At 56.9% G+C, this 20,751-nt stretch carries 19 protein-coding genes and 3 tRNA genes (1 of these 22 only partly in view); 17 read left to right on the forward strand and 5 right to left on the reverse strand.

Annotated features, from left to right (window positions below):
* The 7 genes in view from resB to ACZ5K9_RS15640 are tightly spaced (at most 48 nt apart) and all read left to right on the forward strand, a layout consistent with a single transcriptional unit that may run on beyond the window.
* On the forward strand, positions 1–510 hold the final stretch of the coding sequence (gene resB, locus ACZ5K9_RS15610; RefSeq protein ID WP_464272241.1) for a cytochrome c biogenesis protein ResB. 861 nt of this gene lie to the left of the window's left edge; 510 of the gene's 1,371 nt are visible here — the last part of the coding sequence; its start codon lies off the left edge, out of view; the stop codon is at positions 508–510.
* 6 nt (positions 511–516) lie between these two features.
* Positions 517–1,365, forward strand: coding sequence for a c-type cytochrome biogenesis protein CcsB (gene ccsB / locus ACZ5K9_RS15615; protein WP_464272242.1), 849 nt, complete (start codon positions 517–519; stop codon positions 1,363–1,365).
* 48 nt (positions 1,366–1,413) lie between these two features.
* On the forward strand, positions 1,414–1,641 hold the full coding sequence (locus ACZ5K9_RS15620) for a twin-arginine translocase TatA/TatE family subunit (RefSeq protein ID WP_464272243.1): 228 nt from the start codon (positions 1,414–1,416) through the stop codon (positions 1,639–1,641).
* 1 nt (position 1,642) lies between these two features.
* Positions 1,643–2,032, forward strand: a complete 390-nt coding sequence (tatB, locus tag ACZ5K9_RS15625; RefSeq protein WP_464272244.1) for a Sec-independent protein translocase protein TatB — start codon at positions 1,643–1,645, stop codon at positions 2,030–2,032.
* Positions 2,029–2,805: a twin-arginine translocase subunit TatC gene (tatC, locus tag ACZ5K9_RS15630; protein WP_464272245.1), complete on the forward strand. Its 777-nt coding sequence runs from the start codon at positions 2,029–2,031 to the stop codon at positions 2,803–2,805. Before tatB ends, tatC begins: the two co-directional genes overlap by 4 nt.
* A gap of 30 nt (positions 2,806–2,835) precedes the next feature.
* The gene (locus ACZ5K9_RS15635) at positions 2,836–3,501 is read left to right on the forward strand and encodes an XTP/dITP diphosphatase (protein WP_464272246.1); all 666 of its coding nucleotides are present in this window, start codon (positions 2,836–2,838) and stop codon (positions 3,499–3,501) included.
* Complete coding sequence (locus ACZ5K9_RS15640) at positions 3,488–4,030, forward strand: hypothetical protein (RefSeq protein ID WP_464272247.1); 543 nt, start codon at positions 3,488–3,490, stop codon at positions 4,028–4,030. Before ACZ5K9_RS15635 ends, ACZ5K9_RS15640 begins: the two co-directional genes overlap by 14 nt.
* Here ACZ5K9_RS15640 and ACZ5K9_RS15645 read toward each other — a convergent pair.
* The gene (locus tag ACZ5K9_RS15645; RefSeq protein ID WP_464272248.1) at positions 4,003–4,446 is read right to left on the reverse strand and encodes an iron-sulfur cluster assembly scaffold protein; all 444 of its coding nucleotides are present in this window, start codon (positions 4,444–4,446) and stop codon (positions 4,003–4,005) included. The two genes, ACZ5K9_RS15640 and ACZ5K9_RS15645, sit on opposite strands and share 28 nt — an antisense overlap.
* A gap of 372 nt (positions 4,447–4,818) precedes the next feature.
* On the opposite strand from ACZ5K9_RS15645, the gene ACZ5K9_RS15650 reads away from it, so the two are divergent.
* The gene (locus ACZ5K9_RS15650) at positions 4,819–5,994 is read left to right on the forward strand and encodes a 6-phosphofructokinase (RefSeq protein WP_464272249.1); all 1,176 of its coding nucleotides are present in this window, start codon (positions 4,819–4,821) and stop codon (positions 5,992–5,994) included.
* 45 nt (positions 5,995–6,039) lie between these two features.
* Here ACZ5K9_RS15650 and ACZ5K9_RS15655 read toward each other — a convergent pair whose 3' ends face one another.
* Positions 6,040–6,672: a hypothetical protein gene (locus ACZ5K9_RS15655; RefSeq protein ID WP_464272250.1), complete on the reverse strand. Its 633-nt coding sequence runs from the start codon at positions 6,670–6,672 to the stop codon at positions 6,040–6,042.
* A gap of 118 nt (positions 6,673–6,790) precedes the next feature.
* Positions 6,791–6,982, reverse strand: coding sequence for a hypothetical protein (locus tag ACZ5K9_RS15660; protein ID WP_464272251.1), 192 nt, complete (start codon positions 6,980–6,982; stop codon positions 6,791–6,793).
* 252 nt (positions 6,983–7,234) lie between these two features.
* Between ACZ5K9_RS15660 and ACZ5K9_RS15665 the strand changes: the two genes are divergently transcribed.
* From ACZ5K9_RS15665 to ACZ5K9_RS15700, 8 genes are all read left to right on the forward strand, one after another.
* Positions 7,235–7,316 (forward strand) — tRNA-Leu (locus ACZ5K9_RS15665).
* 233 nt (positions 7,317–7,549) lie between these two features.
* Positions 7,550–8,872, forward strand: coding sequence for a trigger factor (tig, locus tag ACZ5K9_RS15670; RefSeq protein WP_464273986.1), 1,323 nt, complete (start codon positions 7,550–7,552; stop codon positions 8,870–8,872).
* Complete coding sequence (gene clpP / locus ACZ5K9_RS15675) at positions 8,872–9,480, forward strand: ATP-dependent Clp endopeptidase proteolytic subunit ClpP (RefSeq protein WP_464272252.1); 609 nt, start codon at positions 8,872–8,874, stop codon at positions 9,478–9,480. Before tig ends, clpP begins: the two co-directional genes overlap by 1 nt.
* Before the next feature lie 385 nt (positions 9,481–9,865).
* On the forward strand, positions 9,866–11,122 hold the full coding sequence (gene clpX / locus ACZ5K9_RS15680; RefSeq protein WP_464272253.1) for an ATP-dependent Clp protease ATP-binding subunit ClpX: 1,257 nt from the start codon (positions 9,866–9,868) through the stop codon (positions 11,120–11,122).
* Between the two features lie 26 nt (positions 11,123–11,148).
* Positions 11,149–13,602 carry an endopeptidase La gene (gene lon, locus ACZ5K9_RS15685; RefSeq protein ID WP_464272254.1) on the forward strand — a complete coding sequence of 818 codons (2,454 nt, stop codon included), beginning with the start codon at positions 11,149–11,151 and terminating at the stop codon, positions 13,600–13,602.
* 92 nt (positions 13,603–13,694) lie between these two features.
* Positions 13,695–13,770, forward strand: a tRNA-Val gene (locus ACZ5K9_RS15690).
* A gap of 8 nt (positions 13,771–13,778) precedes the next feature.
* Positions 13,779–13,855, forward strand: a tRNA-Asp gene (locus ACZ5K9_RS15695).
* An 83-nt stretch (positions 13,856–13,938) separates the two neighbouring features.
* The gene (locus ACZ5K9_RS15700) at positions 13,939–16,194 is read left to right on the forward strand and encodes a hypothetical protein (protein WP_464272255.1); all 2,256 of its coding nucleotides are present in this window, start codon (positions 13,939–13,941) and stop codon (positions 16,192–16,194) included.
* Positions 16,195–16,364: 170 nt separating this feature from the next.
* On the opposite strand, the gene ACZ5K9_RS15705 is transcribed toward ACZ5K9_RS15700, so the two are convergent.
* Both ACZ5K9_RS15705 and ACZ5K9_RS15710 read right to left on the reverse strand, forming a co-directional pair.
* Positions 16,365–17,744 carry an SGNH/GDSL hydrolase family protein gene (locus ACZ5K9_RS15705; protein WP_464272256.1) on the reverse strand — a complete coding sequence of 460 codons (1,380 nt, stop codon included), beginning with the start codon at positions 17,742–17,744 and terminating at the stop codon, positions 16,365–16,367.
* A 196-nt stretch (positions 17,745–17,940) separates the two neighbouring features.
* On the reverse strand, positions 17,941–19,482 hold the full coding sequence (locus ACZ5K9_RS15710; protein WP_464272257.1) for an SDR family oxidoreductase: 1,542 nt from the start codon (positions 19,480–19,482) through the stop codon (positions 17,941–17,943).
* 274 nt (positions 19,483–19,756) lie between these two features.
* On the opposite strand from ACZ5K9_RS15710, the gene ACZ5K9_RS15715 reads away from it, so the two are divergent.
* On the forward strand, positions 19,757–20,680 hold the full coding sequence (locus ACZ5K9_RS15715) for a DMT family transporter (RefSeq protein ID WP_464272258.1): 924 nt from the start codon (positions 19,757–19,759) through the stop codon (positions 20,678–20,680).
* The last annotated feature ends 71 nt before the right edge of the window (positions 20,681–20,751 follow it).

Consider the following 20,751-nt stretch of genomic DNA (forward strand, 5'->3'; position numbering starts at 1 on the left):
GCCGATCAAGGCGAACGCTTCGAGCTGGATCTGCCTTTCGGGGATGCGCGCCCTTTCGGGCCCACGGACCGAAAGGTGCAGCTGGTGGACTATACTGAAAATTTCAGCGGCTTCGGACCCGCCGTCGCCATTGCCACATGGAAGGAAGGCGAACAGCCTTCCGGTTCCTGGATTCTCATGAACCATCCGGATTTTCATGGCAATCGTATCCAGGGCTATCACGTGACGGTCTCTCAGGCAGAACGCGCTTATTACACCGGGCTCCAGGTGAAACGAGACCCCGGCGTCCCCATCGTCATTTCGGGCTTTGTGGCGCTGCTTGTCGGGCTTTTGATCACCTTCTACGTCCCCCACAAGAGGGTGTACTTGTGGGCGCAAAAGAGCAATCCGGGGACGACGGTGGTGGCGGCGGCGTGGAGTAACAAGAAAACCCTTGCCTTTGAAAAGGAATTCCAACATTTTTGTGATCGCCTTGCGGAAGCTCTGGATTGCCGCAAAGAGGGGAAATAGCGCGTCATGAACAGCTCGGTCCTTTTGAGTGTCGTCACCTTCGCCTACCTGTTGGCAACGTCAGTCTATCTGGCCGGGATCACGTTCCACAAACCGAAAATCCTCTCGTGGGGAACCGTGTGCGCCGTGGTGACCCTCGGGGTTCAGACCGCGGGGATCGCACTCCGCTGGAAGGAATCCTACGATCTGGGTTTCGGCCATGCCCCCTTGTCCAATCTCTATGAATCCCTGGTTTTCGGTTCTTGGGTGCTTGTCCTCATCTATGTCATCTATGAGCGAAAAATCGGGCAGCGCGCCCTCGGATTCGTGCCCACGGGAATTGCGTTCCTTGCCATGGCCTATGCGTCCTTTTCCCCAGGCGTGGTTTCCAAGATTCAGCCCCTTATTCCCGCCCTGAAAAGCAATTGGCTCATTGCCCACGTGGTGACCTGTTTTATGGGCTATGGCGCCTTTGCCATTTCCTTCGGCCTAAGCCTCGCCTATTTATGGCGCCGCAGGAAAGACGGCCGTCCTTTGGCTCTGCTCTCCGCCAGCATGATGCCCGGGTCCAGAGAATTGGAAGAGTTCAACTACCAAATGGTCCTCTTTGGATTCTTCTGGTTGTCCATCGGCATCATCACAGGGGCCATTTGGGCCAATTCGGCGTGGGGTTCCTACTGGAGCTGGGATCCCAAGGAGACCTGGTCCCTGATCACATGGTTGATTTACGCTGCGGTGTTGCATGCGAGAGCGGTCCGGGGATGGAGAGGGCCGCGGGTTGCTTGGCTCTCTGTCGTTGGATTTTGTTCCGTCCTCTTCACGTATTTCGGCGTGAATTTTCTGTTGAGCGGTCTGCACAGCTACGCGACCAAGTGAGCTGGGTCTGACGCCCATGCGGTCGGCCGCGCGGAAAGGGGGATTGCCATGGTTTTTGGGCTGGGTCCGGCGGAACTGCTCGTCATTTTGATTATCGTCATCTTCATCTACGGCGGAAAGCGCGTGGCCGACCTCGGCAAGGCTCTGGGGGAAAGCGTCACCCAATTCAAAGCGGGTTTTCGCACCGAAAAGCCGCAGGTGCGGGACGCCGAATATCGGCCGTTACCGGGACACGAGGATCTGCCTGCGCAGCCTCCGGACCAGAAGGAGGTGTGATATGTTCGGGTTGGGTTTCCAAGAAGTCCTGTTGATTCTTTTTATCGCCTTGATCGTGGTGGGACCCGGGAAATTGCCCGATCTGGCCCGCGCCCTCGGCCGGGGCCTGGCGGAGTTCCGCAAAGCGACCAACGAGCTCAAAAGCACCTTCGACCAAGATGAAACCGTGCAAGAGCTGAAAAAGGAATTCCGGACCGCACAGAGCCAAATCATGTTGGAAAACCTCGGTTCGGCCGGCGCCTCGCCTTCTTTTGGGCAAAAGGAGCCCTTGAGGGAGGCATCAAAGGACGAGGCATCGGGGCACGCTCTCACTGCATCAACGCCTGAGGCCCAAGCTGCGGACGAAACCATGCCCAAGAGCGAGACCGCTGGAGATGGGAAGATCTCATGAGCCAGCCGACCGACAAAATGCCTTTTACGGAACATCTCGAGGAATTGCGAAGACGGCTCATCGTGTGCGCCATCGCCATCGGCGTCGGGTTTATCATTGCCTACTTTTTCAAGGAGAAAATCTTCGCCTGGCTGATGCAGCCCTTGCTTCAGGCTCTTCCAGAAGACAGCCACCAAAAGTTGATCTACACGGCACCCCATGAAGCCTTCATGACCTACCTCAAGGTGTCTTTTCTCGGGGGAGTCGCCTTGGCCGTTCCCGTCATTCTTTACCAGTTTTGGCGCTTTGTGGCCCCGGGACTCTACGACCACGAACGGCGCTACCTCTACCCCATTGTCATCTTATCCACCGTCTTTTTTCTCGGGGGAGCCGCCTTTGGGTATCTCGTAGTTTTTCCCTATGGATTTCAGTTCTTTGCCTCTTTTGCCACCGAATATATCGCCCCCATGATCAGCACGAAAGAATTCTTGTCCTTTGCGACACGGCTCCTCATCGCCTTCGGACTCGTTTTCGAACTCCCTCTCGTCACTTTATTCTTGGCCAAACTGGGCTTGGTGAAGGCAAGCTTTCTTCAGCGACAAAGAAAGTATGCCATTGTCATAATTTTCATTGTGGCGGCTATTTTGACACCTCCCGATGTTTTCACACAAATCCTCATGGCCATCCCGCTGCTGTTGTTGTACGAGGCAAGCGTCTGGATTGCCTATTTTTTCGGGAAAAAAGAAGAAACCGAGGCCGAGGAAGAGAAGGAGACATCCACTTCCGCGGCATAAACGTTGTCTTCGGAGAGGAATCATCGCTCTATGGAACCCATCACCTTGGTGATTGCCACGAGAAACCGAGCCAAATCTTCCGAAATCCGTGCCCTTTTAAAAGACTTTCCAGTGGAAATCAAAGATGTCGCCGACTTCGGCCCGATACCCGAACCCATTGAAGACGGGCTGACCTTTGAGGAAAACGCCTATAAGAAGGCGCTCTTTACGGCCCGGGTCCTGGGGCTGCCGGCGCTGGCCGATGATTCGGGTTTGGAAGTGGAGGCCTTGGCGGGTGCGCCGGGGGTGCGTTCGGCGCGCTACGCAGGGGATGACGCGACCGACGCCGACAACAACCGTAAACTTCTCCAGGCCATGGAGGGGCAATCCAACCGGAAGGCCCGTTTTGTGTGCGTCCTGTCCTTGGCGGTCCCTATGGGGCCTGCGCTGACCTATGAGGCCACCTGCGATGGGGAAATCACCACAGAGCCTCGAGGGAGCTTTGGGTTTGGGTATGATCCGGTGTTTTTCTATCCTCCCATGGGGAAGACCTTCGCGGAAATGAGCCCGGAAGAGAAGGCGCAGGTCAGTCATCGAGGCCGGGCACTTCGAGAGTTCAGAGAGGAATTCGACAAGGTGCTCGTGTGGCTTCGGCAGAGGCTGGCGGAAGAAAAGCGTCTTCTTTCGGAAGGCATTTGCAGCCATGAGCACCACTAGTCGGATGCCGGCGTTCACCTGGGCTGCTTTTAAATCGCTGCTGCAGCAGCGCATCCATGAATGGCGGGATTCCGGGCTTCCGGGGCGGTGGCGGATCGTGCAGGACCTTCAGGACCTGGAGCGTCTGCGACGTACCATTCCGGTGGAGGCCATGCCGCCACCGGAGGCTTTTCCCTTGGTCTACCTGGCCACCGTCGACGACGGCTGGGGACACGGTCTGGATGTGATTGAAGCGGCGGCCCGAGCCGTCGGGGCGCGTACGGTCCGCCTCGGCCTCATGCGCTCGGCATCCGAAATACTCGAAAAATGCGCTCGGCAAGCTCCGCACATTCTCGGTGTCACCGTCCTCCACGCAGAATCGGAATCCGTCATTGCCTCCATCGCCCAAGGGCTTCCCCATGGCGTGAAGTTTGTGGCCGGAGGCCCGGTTTTCCACTGGGATTCAGATTTTGCCCAAAGAACCGGGATCCATGAGGTTCTGGAGGATGTCTCTGTCTTCCTTCAGCGAATCTCGGAGCTTCTTCCGTAGATTTTTTTCCAGGACTCTTTTTCTTTCCGTTGCACGTCCGCAATGCCGAGGTAGAGAGCCCCGACGGCCAATTCGGCGCAGTGGTGTTCTCCCTTGGGGAGCGACTCCAGATAGTCGATGACCTGCTCCGGTGTAACATCCCAGGCTTCGTCCAAGGATTTTCCTTCCACGAGTTCGCACACCGTGTTGGCGCAGGCTATGGTGTTGAGGCATCCGTTGACCTGAAAAGATATGCGTCGGATCGTTCCGTCGGGATCGGTCAGGATGAAAAACTCCACGGTATCGCCGCAGTCCCCTGTTTTTTTTCCATAACCGTCGGGATGCGTAAGGATTTCCATGCGATCGGTACGCAATGCCATTTCCAGAAACCGCTCACTGTGGTGCTGCCAAAAGTCATGGATTGCCTTGTCGTTCATCGCCCGAACCTCTCCCATATGATCTCACAGGTCTATCGAACGCCGGGGAATCCCCGGACCGGCTCTTGTCCAAACGTTCAGGGGGAGATCGCTTCTTTGTCACCGGAACGGCAACGTACCGGACCCGAGGATCTCTTGGATCAAGCGGCTTTGCCGTGCCGGTTCTCGAAGGATCCTCGGGGAACCCGCACGCCCCACACCTTTGCATGGCGAGTCCAGCTTCCGCAAGCCGGCGGAGTTTTACCAGTCCTGGCCCGATTCGTAAAGGTCTCCCTTTGCATGGGCCGGAGCATTGGATAAAGTGGAACGTAGCGACTCCAACGCGCCGAACGTCATCCAGAGACACTGACTCGGAGAGGGAGGAGGCATTCCATGGCGAGTGAGCTGAAACCCATCAAGACCGTCGGCATTTTGACAGGTGGGGGCGATGTGCCAGGGCTTAATCCCTGCATCAAGATTTTGGTCTACCGTTGCGTAGAGGAAGGCTTTCGGGTGCTGGGAATCCGCCGAGGATGGGCCGGCCTTTTGGATTACAATCCTGACGATCCAGAGACTTTTAAGAGTTGTTTGCAGTGGCTTGAAAAGAATACGGTCCGGACGATCGACCGCACGGGAGGGACATATCTTCACACGTCCCGGACCAACCCGGCGGCGGTGCGGCTCAAGGAAGCCCCACCCTTTCTCAAACCGCAATTTACCTCGGACGGGGAAAAAAAAGATTTCACGGCCCACATCCTCACCAATTTGGAGAAACTGGGTGTGGACTGCCTGGTGGCCATCGGCGGCGACGATACTCTGAGCTATGCCGTGCGGTTGCATCAGGAGGGGTTTCCGGTCCTGGCGGTTCCCAAAACCATGGACAACGATGTGTTCGGCACGGATTATTGCATAGGTTTTTCCACCGCGGTCACGCGCAGTGTCAATTTTATCCACGCGCTGCGGACTTCCACAGGGTCCCACGAACGCATCGGCGTCATCGAACTCTTCGGGCGCCACTGTGGGGAAACATCGCTCATCAGCGCCTATCTCGCAGGCACAGATCGAGCGATCATCAGTGAAGTCCCCTTCGATCCCGAGCGATTGGCGTCGCTCATTATGGAAGACAAGAGAAACAACCCCAGCAATTACGCCATGCTCACCATCAGCGAAGGGGCTCGCATGATGACCGGAAAGGTCATGGAACGCGGGGAAGAAGACGCCTACGGGCACAAAAAACTCGGGGGGATCGGACTGGTCACGGGCGAAATCTTGAAGAAACTCACGGGCGAAGAGATCATCTACCAACAGCTCTCCTATTTGATGCGAAGCGGCGCTCCGGATTCTTTGGATCTCATGGTGGCGGTCAATTTTGCCAATATGGCTGTGGACTTGGCTTTAAGGAGAAATTTCGGCCGCATGGTGGCCCTGAGCAAGGGAATTTATACGGACATGCCTGTCAGCATTGTCACGTCAGGTCAAAAGCGAGTGGACGTTCATGAACTCTACGACGTGGAAAACTACCGGCCCAAAGTGCGCCATGTCATAGGAAAACCGATGTTCCTGTACTGAGGCCGAGGAGGCGATGCCGCCCCAAAAGCGGGGCGGCCCTTGAGCTTAGGACGCGTCGGCATCCCGGGGTCTTACGACCAGGCCTTCTTCGAAGTACAGGGCTTTCACGATGCCTTCGAGATCCTTGGATTGCAATTGGTGGGGGATGCGCAACTTTTGGAGGGCTTTTTCGAGGAACCGGGCGCCGTCCGCCACATTCGGACCGCTGAGACAGCCTCTGAGTGTATAATACCCCCAGATTTTGTACGGTAATGGATAGTCTTCCTTTTCCGAGAGCTCAAGAAACTCGTACACCTCTCCGTAAGGCGAGTGAAAAGGGCCTGTCGGCGCTTCGATAGGCAAGGGCACCTCCTCGGCGATGACCTCCAGCGCGTGCCGTTCCCGGAGGTAAGCCCGCAGTCCCCACACCTCTTCTTCCGTGAGGTAGCGCAAGACCTGTTCCACGGCCTGCCGGCGTTTGGGCTCGCTGAGCCTTTCATAGTCGGCGACAAGTCTTTCGAGGGGGGCTACGGGCTCTGCTCTGTCCAGCCGGTACCAATGGAGCCGCACCCCGTAGTACGTGATCCGATCCCTTTCGATTTCCCCAACGGAATAGGCGCGATAGAGCCTCAACGGTTGCAGCGATCCGCCGACCGTGGGCGTCCGTCCCCCCGGAATGACATGAAAACGCCTCTTCATGCCATGCCTCCCTCGGTATGGGAACCCCTGAAAAGCTCCATCGCACCCATCAGGGCCGCCGGAGACCTCTTTGTCGCGCGGTGTCCTGAGCGGCCTGTGAGGACCATTGTCACAACGACTATTTTCTCACGGAAAAGAATGAATCCGATTTGCAGTCCCCCGTCTGTTCCTTGACCATGCATTCGCTGCAGAAGTCTCCATACTCGGGACGGCTTTGCCTCTTGATGATGTCTTGCCCCGTCGGGTACTGACTGCAGTTGGAACACCAATGCCATGTTTGACTGTCTTCCTTACGACGATACACGACCATGCATGCCACCTCCTTGTTCTCGCCCACAAACCATGTAAGTGTTCGCGTTGAGGCACCCACCGGGAACCTGGGTCGAAGCGTCGACTTAAAAACCATTTTACCTATTTTTACTCTGTATGAACACTCCTGATGCATGTTTTTCGGCGGACGACAGAGGCTCCCCGGAGAGGAGCACGCTAACCTATTGATTCCTTTTCCCTTGACAGTATGCATGGGGAGCGATTACAAGACTCTGTGCTCCGCCGGGGTTTCGCGAGAGTGGCGGAATTGGCAAACGCACTGGACTTAGGATCCAGCGCCCTCGGGCTTGGGGGTTCGACTCCCCCCTCTCGCACCCGATTGGTGCCCAGGGCGGCGCGTTGACAGACCGCAAAGAGGCTGTGCACCAACGAATAAAGTGCATGGGTTTCGGCAACGAAGTTAGTCCCTGGGGGTCGCTAACTTCGTTTCGTTTTTGGGTGAGCGCGTTGAGGACCGTGGGGACCTGCACATCAAAGGAGGGTCCTCCTCAAATGACGAGGGTTTGGGGATCTCAAGAGCATTCAGAAGGAAGGTTTGACCGTGGACATGAAAGTCACCGTGACGGACCTGGGGCCAACCCAGAAAAAGTTGCTTGTCGTCGTGGAACCTCGAGACGTGAAAAAAGAGTTGGATCGGCGCTACCGCCAACTGAGTCGGCAAGTTCGCCTCAAAGGTTTTCGCCCCGGAAAGGTCCCACGAAAAATCTTGGAATCCTACTATGGCAAAACGGTCCAGGGGGAGGTTTCCAACCAGCTCATCCAGGACACTTATCCCGACGCATTGAAACAGACGGACCTGAAGCCTTTAATGGAAGGCGACGTGGAGGATTATCGGTTCGAACCTGACGGATCCTTTTCATATGCGGCCATTGTGGAAGTCCGTCCCGTTTTCGAGGTGAAGGATTATTTGGGCTTGGAAATCGCTGTCCCACCGACTGAGGAGATCTCCGACGAAAGAGTCGAGGCGGAATTGCAGGCGCTGCAGGAAAGACACGCCGAAATTCGATCCGTGGAAGACGATCGGCCCGCCCGGATGGGGGACTTCGCCATCGTGGATGTGGTGCCTTCCGTGGATGGAGAAGTTTTTGACAAGGGTGTGCACAAAAATTTCTACGTGGAACTGGGAACACAGAAGATCCATCCGAACTTTGACGAGCAGATCGTGGGACATCGCGCCGGGGAGACACTCGTCTTTGAACTGGACTTCCCAGAAGATGCGGAAGCTCGAGATCTCGCGGGGAAAAGGGTCCGCTTTGAGGTGACCCTTAAGGAAATCAAGGAAAAAGTGCTGCCCGATTTGGACGACGCCTTCGCTCAAAAAGTGGGTGGCCACACGTCCGTGGAAGCCCTGAAAAACGCTCTGCGCGAAAGGTTGACCCACGCGGCCCAACAGGCGACGAAGCATCATATCCGTGCCGCCATCATGGATCAACTGCTCAGCACCGTGACCTTCGATGTTCCGGAAAAAGTCGTTGATCGGGAAGTCGATCGGAGGATCCAACATTTTGTCCATCAACTGACCGCTCAGGGGCTCAAGATCGATCCCAGCCGTTTCCAAACCCCGGAGGTCAAAGCGGAGCAGCGGCCTGCCGCGGAGAGGGATATCCGCTGGCGACTCATTGTCGAACAGATCGCCGCCCAGGAAAACCTGGAACTCAGTGAAGAGGAAAAGGAAGAAGTCTACAGCGAAGTCGCCCGACTCTATCGAACGACACCGCTTCAAGTCAAAACCGAATATCAGGAAAGTGCCATTGTCCTGGAGATGTGCCATCATAAGTTAGAAGAAAAGGTGCTGAAGCTTTTAGAAGACCATGCCGTCGCCAAAGAACGTGATGAAGGGACGACGGCTGAAGGTTCGGAGGAGTCGTGATGTCTTTGATCCCCATCGTCATTGAACAAAGCAGCCGAGGAGAGAGGGCTTTTGATATCTATTCGCGCCTTCTCAGGGACCGGATCATTTTCCTGGGCACGGCCATCACGGACGAGGTGGCCAACGTGATTATCGCCCAGATGCTTTTTCTCGAGTCGGAAGATCCGGACAAAGATATTCACTTTTATATCAATTCACCTGGGGGATTGGTGACGGCGGGTTTGGCCATTTACGACACGATGCAGTACATCAAGCCCAATGTGTCCACCTTGTGCATGGGGCAAGCGGCCAGCATGGCGGCCGTGCTCTTGGCTGCCGGGGTCAAGGGGAAGCGGTACGCCCTGCCCCACGCCCGCATCATGCTCCACCAACCCATGGGCGGATTCCAAGGACAGGCCACGGATGTGGACATTCAAGCCCGGGAAATTCTGCGCCTCAGAGAGGAACTCAACAAAATTCTCATGCACCACACCGGCAGGCCCCTCGAACAGATTGAAAAAGACACCGACCGGGATTTCTACATGTCGGGATTTCAGGCCAAGGAATACGGTTTAGTGGATGAAGTGATCGTGCGGCGCGCGGAAGGACCTGCGGAGAAGTCCCGATAGAGACAAACCATGCGTTCCGTCGACCTGTGGAGCGCAGCCTTTCTTTCCTTTCAGCCGGTATATCCACGACGTTCTCGTCGTTCCCAAGGGGGATATGGTTCATCCCCCTTTCTCCATTGAGACTCTGGGCACAGAGGGGGTAAGCCTTTGGCTCCCCGACCCGAGCCCTGGACACCTGCCCTGCAGAAAGAGCTTCTCTTTGGCGCGCATTTTGCTCTATAAGACGGAATAGGTGAAGGGCCGTTGATAGGACGCCGCACAGGCGTTATCATTAGGCAACAATCCAGCTCACTGGGCTGGCGATCTCAAAAGCGGTAGGAAGCCCGGCGAAATCGTGTGGGTGAAAAGGCCGAATTTCCCGGGCGGCAATGGAGGAGGACATCCCATGGCCAAAAAGCGTGACGAAAGAACCGGAGAGCTGCGATGCTCTTTTTGCGGAAAGAGCCAAAACGAGGTCAAGAAATTGATCGCCGGTCCAACCGTCTACATTTGTGACGAATGTGTGGAATTGTGCAACGACATCATTGCGGAGGAATACGAGCGGGACGAGGTCAATCGAGCCACGCAGATTCCCAAGCCTGCCGAGATCAAGGCGGCCCTCGACCAATACGTGATCGGGCAGGAACGGGCGAAGAAGATTCTGTCCGTGGCCGTTCATAATCATTACAAGCGCATCGAGCTGCGCCCCGACAAGAAAGATGATGTGGAGCTCCAAAAAAGCAACATCCTAATGATCGGCCCCACGGGTTCGGGGAAAACGCTTCTGGCCCAAACGTTGGCCAAAATTTTGAACGTCCCGTTCACCATTGCCGACGCCACCACCTTGACCGAAGCCGGTTATGTGGGCGAAGACGTGGAGAACATCCTGGTGAGCCTCATCCAGGCGGCCGACTATGACATCGAACGGGCCTCCCGAGGCATCGTGTACATCGACGAGATCGACAAGATCGCGAAGAAATCCGACAGCCCGTCCATTACCCGGGACGTGTCGGGAGAAGGCGTCCAGCAGGCCTTGCTGAAAATCTTGGAAGGCACGGTGGCCAATGTACCTCCCAAGGGTGGGCGCAAGCACCCGCAGCAGGAATTCATCAAGATCGACACCACCAACATCCTGTTCATCTGCGGCGGGGCGTTCAACCACCTGGAGGCCATCATCAGATCCCGCACGGGCGTCAAGGGTTTAGGCTTTGCGGCCGATATCAAGAGCAAGGACGAAAAGAATGTGGGGGAAACACTGTGTCAGGTCCAGCCCGAAGATTTGATCAAATTCGGCTTGATCCCGGAGTTTGTCGGGCGTCTTCCGGTCATTGCCACCCTAGGTGAACTGACCGAAGAGGAACTGATTCAGATTCTCACCGAACCCCGCAACGCCCTGGTGAAACAGTATCGGAAACTCTTTGAATTGGAAAACGTCAAACTGCGCTTCACAGAAGGGGCTCTGAGGGCCATCGCCAAGGAAGCGCTGCGGAGGAAATCTGGAGCTCGCGGGTTACGCTCCATCATGGAAAACATCATGTTGGATGTGATGTATGACCTACCCTCTCAAACGGATGTGGAGGAATGCGTGGTCAACGAAGAGGTCGTGATCAACAATGACCGACCTATACTGCTCTACCACAGCCAGAGTCGCGAATCGGCGTAGATTTGCTACCGGGAAAGTGAAGTCCTATGTTTGAGATCATCCGAAAGAAAGACGGCCCGGTGCACCCGGGCCGGACAGTGACCATGCCCTTGTTGCCGCTGAGGGATATCGTGGTCTATCCCGCCATGGTGGTCCCCCTTTTCGTGGGTCGGGACAAGTCGGTCAATGCCTTGGAAAAGGCCATGAACACCGACAAGAAGATTTTCCTGGCGGCCCAGAAGAACGCGAAGACAGACAATCCAGGGCCTAACGACATTTACCGCATTGGGACGGTAGCCACCGTTCTTCAGCTCCTGCGATTGCCGGACGGCACGGTGAAGGTCCTGGTCGAAGGAGAATATCGGTGCCGCATCCTGGAACTGGTGTCTCAAGCCGACGCTTTTTACGTCAAGTTGGAAACGTTGCAGGAGTCCACCGACGCCGAGCCCACCGAAGTGGAAGCCCTGCGTCGTGGGGTACGCTCGGCCTTTTCCGCCTACGCGAAGCACAACAAGAAAATCACCCAGGAAATCCTGGATGCCGTCAATGAAATTGATGAACCGTCTCGGCTCGCTGACACCGTAGCGGCTTATATGCCTTTTAAAATCGAGGTGAAACAAAAGCTGTTGGAAGTGCTGGATCCGGTGCGGCGCCTGGAGAAACTCTTCGGTTACATCCGAGCGGAGATCGAAATCATTAAAACGGAGGAACGCATCAAGGGCCGGGTCAAAAAACAGATGGAAAAGACCCAGCGGGAGTACTATCTCAACGAACAGATGCGTGCCATCCAAAAAGAGATGGGGGAAAAGGACGACTTCAAGTCCGAGCTCGAGGAGCTGGAAAAACGCATCAAGAAAAAACGGCTCAGCAAGGAAGCGGCGGCCAAGGTGCGTCATGAGTTTAAAAAGCTGAAGCTCATGTCTCCCATGAGCGCCGAGGCCACGGTGGTGCGCAATTACATTGACTGGATCTTGTCCCTGCCGTGGTGTGAAAAAACCAAGGATAAGCTGGATATCGAGCAGGCGGCCGCTGTTTTGGACGAGGACCACTATGGTCTGGAAAAACCCAAACAGCGGATTCTGGAATACCTGGCCGTCCAGTCTCTGGTGAAAAAGATTAAAGGCCCCATTTTGTGCTTTGTCGGGCCTCCGGGTGTCGGAAAAACCTCCCTGGCCCGATCCATCGCCCGGGCCATGAACCGGAACTTTGTCCGTCTGTCCTTGGGAGGGGTGCGTGACGAAGCGGAAATCCGCGGCCACCGTCGGACCTACATCGGGGCCATGCCGGGCAAGATCATCCAGAGCCTGAGAAAGGTCAAAAGCAACAACCCCGTGTTCTGCCTGGACGAAATCGACAAAATGACCATGGACTTCCGGGGGGATCCGGCGGCTGCCCTTTTGGAGGTGCTCGATCCCGAACAGAATTTTGCGTTCAACGACCATTACCTGGACCTGGATTTTGATTTGTCGTCGGTGTTTTTCATCACCACGGCGAACACGCTCCATTCCATCCCGTTGCCTCTCCAAGATCGAATGGAGATCATCCGGCTGCCAGGATATACGGAAATCGAGAAGCTCCAGATCGCCAAAGGCTTTTTGGTGCGGAAGCAATGTGAGGCTAACGGGATTACTCAGGAAAATGTGGTCTTTACCGACGAAAACCTCTTGCACATCATCCGCCATTACACCAAGGAAGCAGGGGTGCGCAACCTGGAGCGGGAAATCGCTTCCATCTGCCGCAAGGTCGCCAAGGAGGTGGTGAGGAGCGGACCGCAGACCCGAGTGGTTCTGACGGAGGAAATCATTCAGGAATATCTGGGTGTGCCGAAGTTCCGCTATGGGCGGGCGGAAGAGCGGGACGAGGTGGGTTTGGCCATCGGGTTGGCGTGGACGGAATTCGGTGGGGATCTGTTGGGCATCGAGACGGTGACCATGCCGGGCAAGGGCAAGATCATCATCACGGGTAAACTCGGCGATGTCATGCAGGAATCGGCGCAAGCCGCCTTCAGTTACGTGCGTTCCAGAGCGGAACGGCTGGGGATCGCCAAAGACTTTTATGAGCACACAGACCTGCACGTCCATGTGCCGGAAGGAGCCATTCCGAAGGACGGACCGTCTGCCGGCATCACCATGGCAACGTCCATGGTCTCCGCGCTGACCAAAATCCCCGTACGCAGTGACGTGGCCATGACCGGGGAAATCACGCTGCGCGGGCGGATTCTCCCTATCGGTGGACTGAAAGAAAAAATCCTGGCGGCGCATCGGGGCTTGATCAAGACGGTGCTCATTCCCGAGGAGAACGCCAAGGATCTTCGGGATATTCCGGCCAAAATCCTCGAAGAGGTGAATGTGGAACTTGTGGGGCACATGGATGACGTGCTGCGCAAGGCGCTCGTTTTGGACGACCCGGAGCGGCTCTTCAAGGACGCGTCGCCTCCGGCGGACACGGTGTTCTTCGGCGGCGAACCGGCTCCGTGCCCCGAAGACATCCACGCCCATTGATGGGCCAAAAAGAGCTTGACATCCCTAAGGGAGTTGGCTAATAAGGGGCCTCACGCAAGGGCGAGGCCGACATGATCCCGACGGAATTCCGGGGGCGGATAGCTCAGGTGGGAGAGCATCGGCCTTACAAGCCGGGGGTCGCAGGTTCGAGCCCTGTTCCGCCCACCACAACACACGGGGACGTAGTTAAGACGGTTATAACGCCGGCCTGTCACGCCGGAGGCCGCCGGTTCAAGTCCGGTCGTCCCCGCCAGCTCACAAGAAGGGCTTTCCCGAAGACGGAAAGCCCTTTTTTGTTTCCTTATCCCCCTGGCCCATAGCCCGGAAAGGACGATTATGGCCGACAACAACCAAAAGACGGAACGGCATCCCTGGAAGTTTGTCCGACTTGGGGGCTTTGATCAGGTGCACATCTCCTCCGGCGCGGACCTGCTCGCCCTGGACCAACTGGACCCTAAGGTGTGGACGGCCCTGAGCTGCCCCATCCACGGGGTTTATTTTGACGAACGCACGCTGCAGCTCATCGATACGGACGGGGACGGCCGCATCCGCATTCCCGAGCTTATCGCCGCTGTGCAGTGGGCCGCAAAGTATCTGAAAAATCCCGATGATCTCTTGCACGGCTCGTCAGGTCTCCCTCTTTCGGCCATCAATAACAGTTCCGAAGAGGGCTCCGAGATTCTCAAGTCGGCACGGCGGATCTTGGCCAACCTCGGGAAACCTGATGCGGACGTGATCCGCGTTGAAGACACCGGGGATACCGCGCGGATTTTCGCCGAGACGCCTTTCAACGGGGACGGCGTCATTTGTCCGGAATCTGACGATGATGAAAAAACCGCCAACCTCATCCGGGACATCATGGAGTGCATGGGCACAGACATGGACCGCAGCGGTCGGCCGGGAGTGGGTGAGGAGAAACTGCGGGCTTTTTTTTCCGAAGCGGAGGCTTACCTGGAGTGGTGGCGCACGGCCGAAGAGGCTGCCGATCGCATTCTGCCTTTGGGAGAAAAAACGGAGGCCGCCGCCGCAGGCTTTAAGGCGCTGAAAGGAAAAATCGACGATTACTTCCTCAGGTGTCGTTTAGCCCGTTACGACAACCGTGCCGGTGATCTTCTCAATCCATCCCCAGAAGAATACCATTCCCTGGCGTCCAAAGATCTCTCTACGGCCTTGGAAGAAATTGCCGCTCTGCCTTTGGCGCGTATCGAACCCGACGGAGCTCTGCCTCTCACTGAGGGACTGAACCCCGCGTGGGCACCTGCTGTCCAGAGGTTTCGCGACGAGGTGGTCATTCCTTTACTGGGCGAAAGGTCACGATTGAGTGTTGAGGAGTGGCAGGCCGTGTGCGCCACGTTTGCCGCGATGGACGCCTGGCTCGAGGCAAAGAAAGGTGCGAGTGTGGAAAAACTGGGGCTTCCGCGCATCCGCGAAATCCTCACAGAAAACGGGCGAGAGGCTGTCTTTGATCTCCTCGCCAGAGACAAGGCCCTGCAAGCGGAGGCGGATGCCATAGATCATGTGGATCGGTTGGTCCGTTATCATCGAGACCTGTTCCCTCTGGTGAGGAATTTTGTGTGTTTCAGTGATTTTTACAATCCCAATGCCCATGCCATCTTCCAAGCCGGAACGCTCTACCTCGACCAGCGCAGCTGCACGCTGTGCGTCCACGTTGACGATGTGGAATCGCACAGCGCCCTGGCAAGTCTGAGCCGGACCTACTTGGCCTACTGCGCATGCACGCGTCGAGGGGGTCAAGAACAAATGAAGATTGCGGTGGCTTTTACCGATGGAGATTCGGACAACCTGCGTGTCGGCAGAAATGGGGTCTTTTATGATCGGCAAGGCCGAGACTGGGATGCGACCATCATCAAGATCGTGGAACACCCCATTAGTATCCGCCAGGCTTTTTGGGCGCCTTACAAACGATTCGCTCGAATGGTCGCCGAGCAAATCGAAAAATTAGCCGCGTCCAAAGAAAAAGCTGTGGAAGCCAAATCGGCGGCGGCAGCAACTGTTCCCGTCACCCCTGCGGCGACGGCCGCTCTCCCGGCGCCCTTCGACATTGGAAAGTTTGCCGGGATCTTTGCCGCCATCGGGCTGGCCGTCGGCGCTCTCGGCACGGCGCTGGCCTCTTTCATGACCGGCCTCCTGTCCTTGCTATGGTGGCAGATCCCCATGGCCATCGCAGGGATTATCCTGGCCATTTCCGGTCCGTCCATGGTCATCGCGTGGCTGAAATTACGACAGAGAAATCTCGGCCCCATCCTCGACGCCTGTGGCTGGGCCATCAATACGCGTGCCCGGCTGAATATTCCCTTCGGCAAATCCTTAACGGGAGTTGCGCGACTGCCCGAAGGGACCCGACGCACGCTCGAGGATCCCTTCGCTGAAAAATCCGGGCTATGGAAACTGTGGCTTCTTGGCATTGCGATTCTTGCAGCAGCTCTGTTTCTGTGGAACAAGAGCGACTTTTTGCACCGAGTGCCGGAAAAGAAAGCCAAAGCCCCTATCACCGCGCCGGCACAACCACCTGCGGGCGCGGAAAAACCCGACGGCGCCTCACCATCCTCGGCGCCGTCAAAAACCAATTGAAATCATAACGTTCATCTCTATTTCTAAGACACGGCCGGAAGCGCCACCGCTTCCGGCCTCTCACGCGACGCGCACAAGCTGCGCGCACGGGGTTTTTACCTGCACGACCTCGCCGCCGCCCTTGAAACCCTGCACCGATGTGGGCGTATCGGGGCGCCTCTGTGGCCGTCTCAGAGTCGGAAGATTTTACGAAACACTTTGCGGACCTGGTCCTGTGTCCAGAGAGAGGTTCCGCGCTCTTTGGGATCACGCAGCTCGTTCAAGACGCTTAATGCGTCCTGGCGGTCTCGCTCGCTGAGTCCCATAGTTGTCCTTCCAGGGGAATTCTCATCCACATCACCGGAAATGCCGAGGATCGGGCCGATGGTTTCCAGTGCACCAGCCAGAGGGCGGCCTCGAACCCTTCCGTCCCCATCGAGATCCACGAAGGGATCAGCGCCGGCGATGTCGTTCAAAAGGGAACGATCTAAATCCGGTGAGGTCCAGCCGTAGCGAGTCCTCAAGGTGGCGAGAAATTCGTTGGCCACCAAGGCATGTCCGATATTCGACGGATGCACGCCATCCAGGCTGAACATCCCGCCGAGATACCGCGAACTGATGGGGACTCCGGCGTATACCGGCGGGTTTTCCGCATTTTCCCGGAATTTTTCGCCAATTCTCACCACAGGAAAATCATGAATTTGCGCCGTCTCGACAATAATCTCGTTCAATTCCTGGATTCTCTGTTGAATCACGTCAATTTCTCCAGAATCCAGGACGTAGTCGGGATCTTCAAAAACCCCCAGATCAGCGAGACCCAAGCGGACCATGAAGACAGCGGCGATGGTGGTTTTCGATCCCTCGGCAACATAATCGCCAGGTCCCAGGAACCGGGCGACGTCCTCATTGTCGAGCAAAAAGCCGATGTCGGTCACGTTGGGAATATCCGCGACGACGACGCGTTGCGCACTTGTTTTCAGGCGCGACAAAATCTGTTCATAGTTTTCCCGAAAATCTTCCGGTTCGGTCATCAGGAGGCGAATTTGGGTCTCATTCAACTGGTCGAAGGCCAGCACCGCCGAGAGGACGTCGTTACTTCCGATCCAACACAGAACCGTTGCAGGCTTGAGAGCTTCCACGATCTCAATCTGGCTTCCCGTTCGTGGAAAGAGCACCAGTTCCGTCTCACTGGAGATCTCACGAGGCAAAGTCGCCATGGCTCGGTCGTTGAGTATGGACCATGAATCGGCCCCAGAGACGGCCAGATTGGTCGCTTCGGCATAAGGGAACAGGCGATGCCGAACTCTGGTGTCCCCCACGACGCCCAACGGTCCGCTCACAATGTAAGGGAGCACAAGATTCAGTCCGGACTGGCGGGCGACCCACACGCCGTAACTGTAGGGTTGGGTCCGCACATTGGCGTCCGCCGACTGCACCCCCTCCCCTAGGCTATCCCCTATGACCACCAGAGGCGGACCAGCCCAGGAAACCCCCAAAGCGCCCGGTCCATCTCGCCCAAAACTCCCAAGGCAGGCAAAAAGAATCACCAAAGAAAGCACTACCCTCTTCATCGTCCCCTCCTGCGTTAAAAGTTAAAACACGCTCGGGAATCCATCCGCCGATGAGCTGAACGGATCTTCGGTGTCGGGCGCCCGACGTCTTCCCGCTCTGGGTGGATGATGCCTAACCAATCTGGTCCACAGGCCACCAACGAACTAAGCTTTTCCTTCCACAAGCCATGGTGGCGCCAAGGTGTCGAACGGGCTTCTACGCCGCAAGACGGCACGCATGGGGCAGACGTGCATCAAAGGGTTCTGGGCCGGCCGACGGCGCCTTTCCAAGAATCCTGGCCAGCTCTTCTAAAAGGCCTCGAAAGATGCGCTTGTGAAAAGGGGCCAACAGAGCCCAATACGATACGCCCATGAGCCCTCGAGGGAGAAACCGGGCGATGACCTGCACCTCGCTTTGGGCCGTATCCACGGGGGCAAGGCGGAAATCCAGGATAGCTTCACCGGGCATTTTCATTTCCGCAAGAAGCAGGAGGCGTCTTTCGGGAACAATTTCCAGCACGCGCCAGTAATCCACAGTATCCCCGATCTGCAGCTGATTGGGATCGCGCCGCCCTCGCATGTGGCCGAAACCGCCCATGATGCGGTCGATCCAGCCCCGGGCCCGCCACAAGGCGTCCCCGAAAAACCAGCCCTGGCCGCCCCCGATGTGCTCGACGACGTCCCAGACTTTTGTGGTGGTCACCGGGAGGATCATCCGGTAGGCGCACTCCCTGACCGTGCCGCCGGCATAAGGTGCATCCCCGCATTGGACCCATTCGGGCGGGGTCGACCAGCCCGCATCCGTCCAGCAGGTTTCCACTTGGGCCTGCTGAATCTTTTGAAGTGCTTCTCGGATGGCTTCCCGACAGCTTAAAAGTTTTTGGGGAATCCATTGGCGGATTCGGAAATCTTCGCAGACCACAGGGTTTCGCAGCCCTTCGGCAAGGGGTTTTGCCAACGCCATGGGGACAGGGGTGACCAAATTGAGCCAGTAGGAACTCAATCTCGGGGTGAGCACCGGCACGGGGATGATCCACCGTCGCGGCAGTCCGGCCTCTTCGGCATAAATGCGCATGAGATCTTCGTAGGTCAAGACATCGGGGCCGCCGATATCGAGCGTTTCCCCCCGCACGTGCGGTGATTCCAAACAGTGCAATAGATAGTGCAGCACGTTGCTGATGGCGATGGGCTGACAGGGTGTCCGCACCCATCGTGGCGTGATCATCACGGGAAGGCGATCCACAAGATAGCGAAGGATTTCAAAGGAAGCACTGCCGGCGCCGAGAATCATGGCGGCCCTGAGGAAGGTCGTCGGGGTGGGACCCGATTGAAGGATATGGGCCACTTCCATTCTTGAGCGCAGGTGCTTGCTGAGATCCGGTGTTTCCCGACCCAGCCCTCCCAGGTAGATGATGCGTTCCAATCGGGCTTTCCCCGCGGCGATGACCATGTTTTCCGCAGCGATGCGGTCAGCATGGGCAAAATCCTTTTTTCCCGGTGTCATGGAATGCACGAGGTAGTAAGCGGCCCGGCAGCCTTGTGCGGCGCGAATAAGGGAGTCGCGATCCATGACGTCGGCGCGAACGACCTCGAGGTGGGGATGCCGCCCCCAGGGACGGCAGCGGACTTTGGCTGCGGACCGGGCGATGACGCGCACCCGGTATCCTTGGGACAGCAGCCTCGGGGTGAGTCGCCCGCCAACATATCCCGTGGCCCCGGTGACCAGAATCGGTTTCACCAATCGATCCTCATCGTGCATGGGTCAGCCCTCTCTGTGAAGAAGTCTCGACGTTCACCGTGTGCTCGGCGCCGATCCCCCTCATTGACAGGTATCAAGGAGAGTCGGTTTCCATTTTGTGTTTCGTTTTACATATCCAATTTTTATGAGCGCACGCAAGGGGAACCGCCAACCTGGACTTGACTCCGATGAGGTGCTTGACCCAGAATGCACCGCTTCGGGGCTCCCAATTCCATGGTGATTCATCGTCTCGCGGAAGAGAATCCTTTTCAACTTTATCGTGCGGGGTTTCCTCATGCACACGCAGACGCTCAAAGCAGACCTGTTGCTTCTCGTCACCGCCGTCCTCTGGGGGGTGGCTTTCGTCGCCCAGCGCAAAGGCATGGAAGCTATCGGGCCCATGGGCTTCAACGGCATTCGGTTCGCTTTAGGAAGCCTCTCCTTGGTCCCGCTCATTTTGATCATGGACCGACGGAAAAACGGTTCCCGTCTTTTGCCCGGGTCGGACACGGGATGGCGCGCGGCGTGGCGCTCCGGCCTGACGCTCGGTTTGGTCCTTTTCGGAGGGGCGTCTCTCCAGCAAATCGGCATTGTTTACACAACAGCCGGAAAGGCCGGTTTCATTACCGGGCTGTACGTGGTCATGGTCCCCCTTTTCGGGTTGATCTGGAAGCAACGCCCGTCGTTGGGCACATGGGTGGGCGCTCTTGTTGCCGCCGTGGGGCTCTATTTTTTGAGTGTCACCAGAGAATTCACCATGGAATTCGGGGATGCTCTGGTTCTTGTCGGGGCGTTTTTTTGGACGGGCCACGTCCTGCTCCTGGGCTGGCTTTCCCCGCGGCGCGATCCCGTGAAACTCGCGTGTTGTCAATTTGCCGTCTGTTCCATTTTGAGTGTGTTTTCGGCGCTCGGATTCGAGGAAATCACGTGGCAGGCGGTCCACGACGCTGCGATCCCGATCCTCTACGGTGGCTTCGTCTCCGTGGGCATTGCCTACACGCTGCAGGTGGTCGCCCAAAAGGATGCGCACCCGGCCCATGCCGCCATCTTGCTCAGTATGGAATCACCCATTGCGGCTGTGGCGGGCTGGGTCATCCTTGCAGAAACGCTTTCTTTGCGAGCTGTTTTCGGCTGTGTCCTCATGCTTGCCGGAATGATTCTTTCCCAGCTGGCTGAGGTCTTCCGTCCTGGACCGTCCAGTCGCGAAAAGCGTGCTTGACAATAGGCTCGTATGTCTTCTGGGGCATTCCCACGGAAACTGAAAGGGGCACGGTGGACCGTGCCCCTTGG

It is taken from the genome of Desulfosoma profundi, assembly GCF_055387865.1.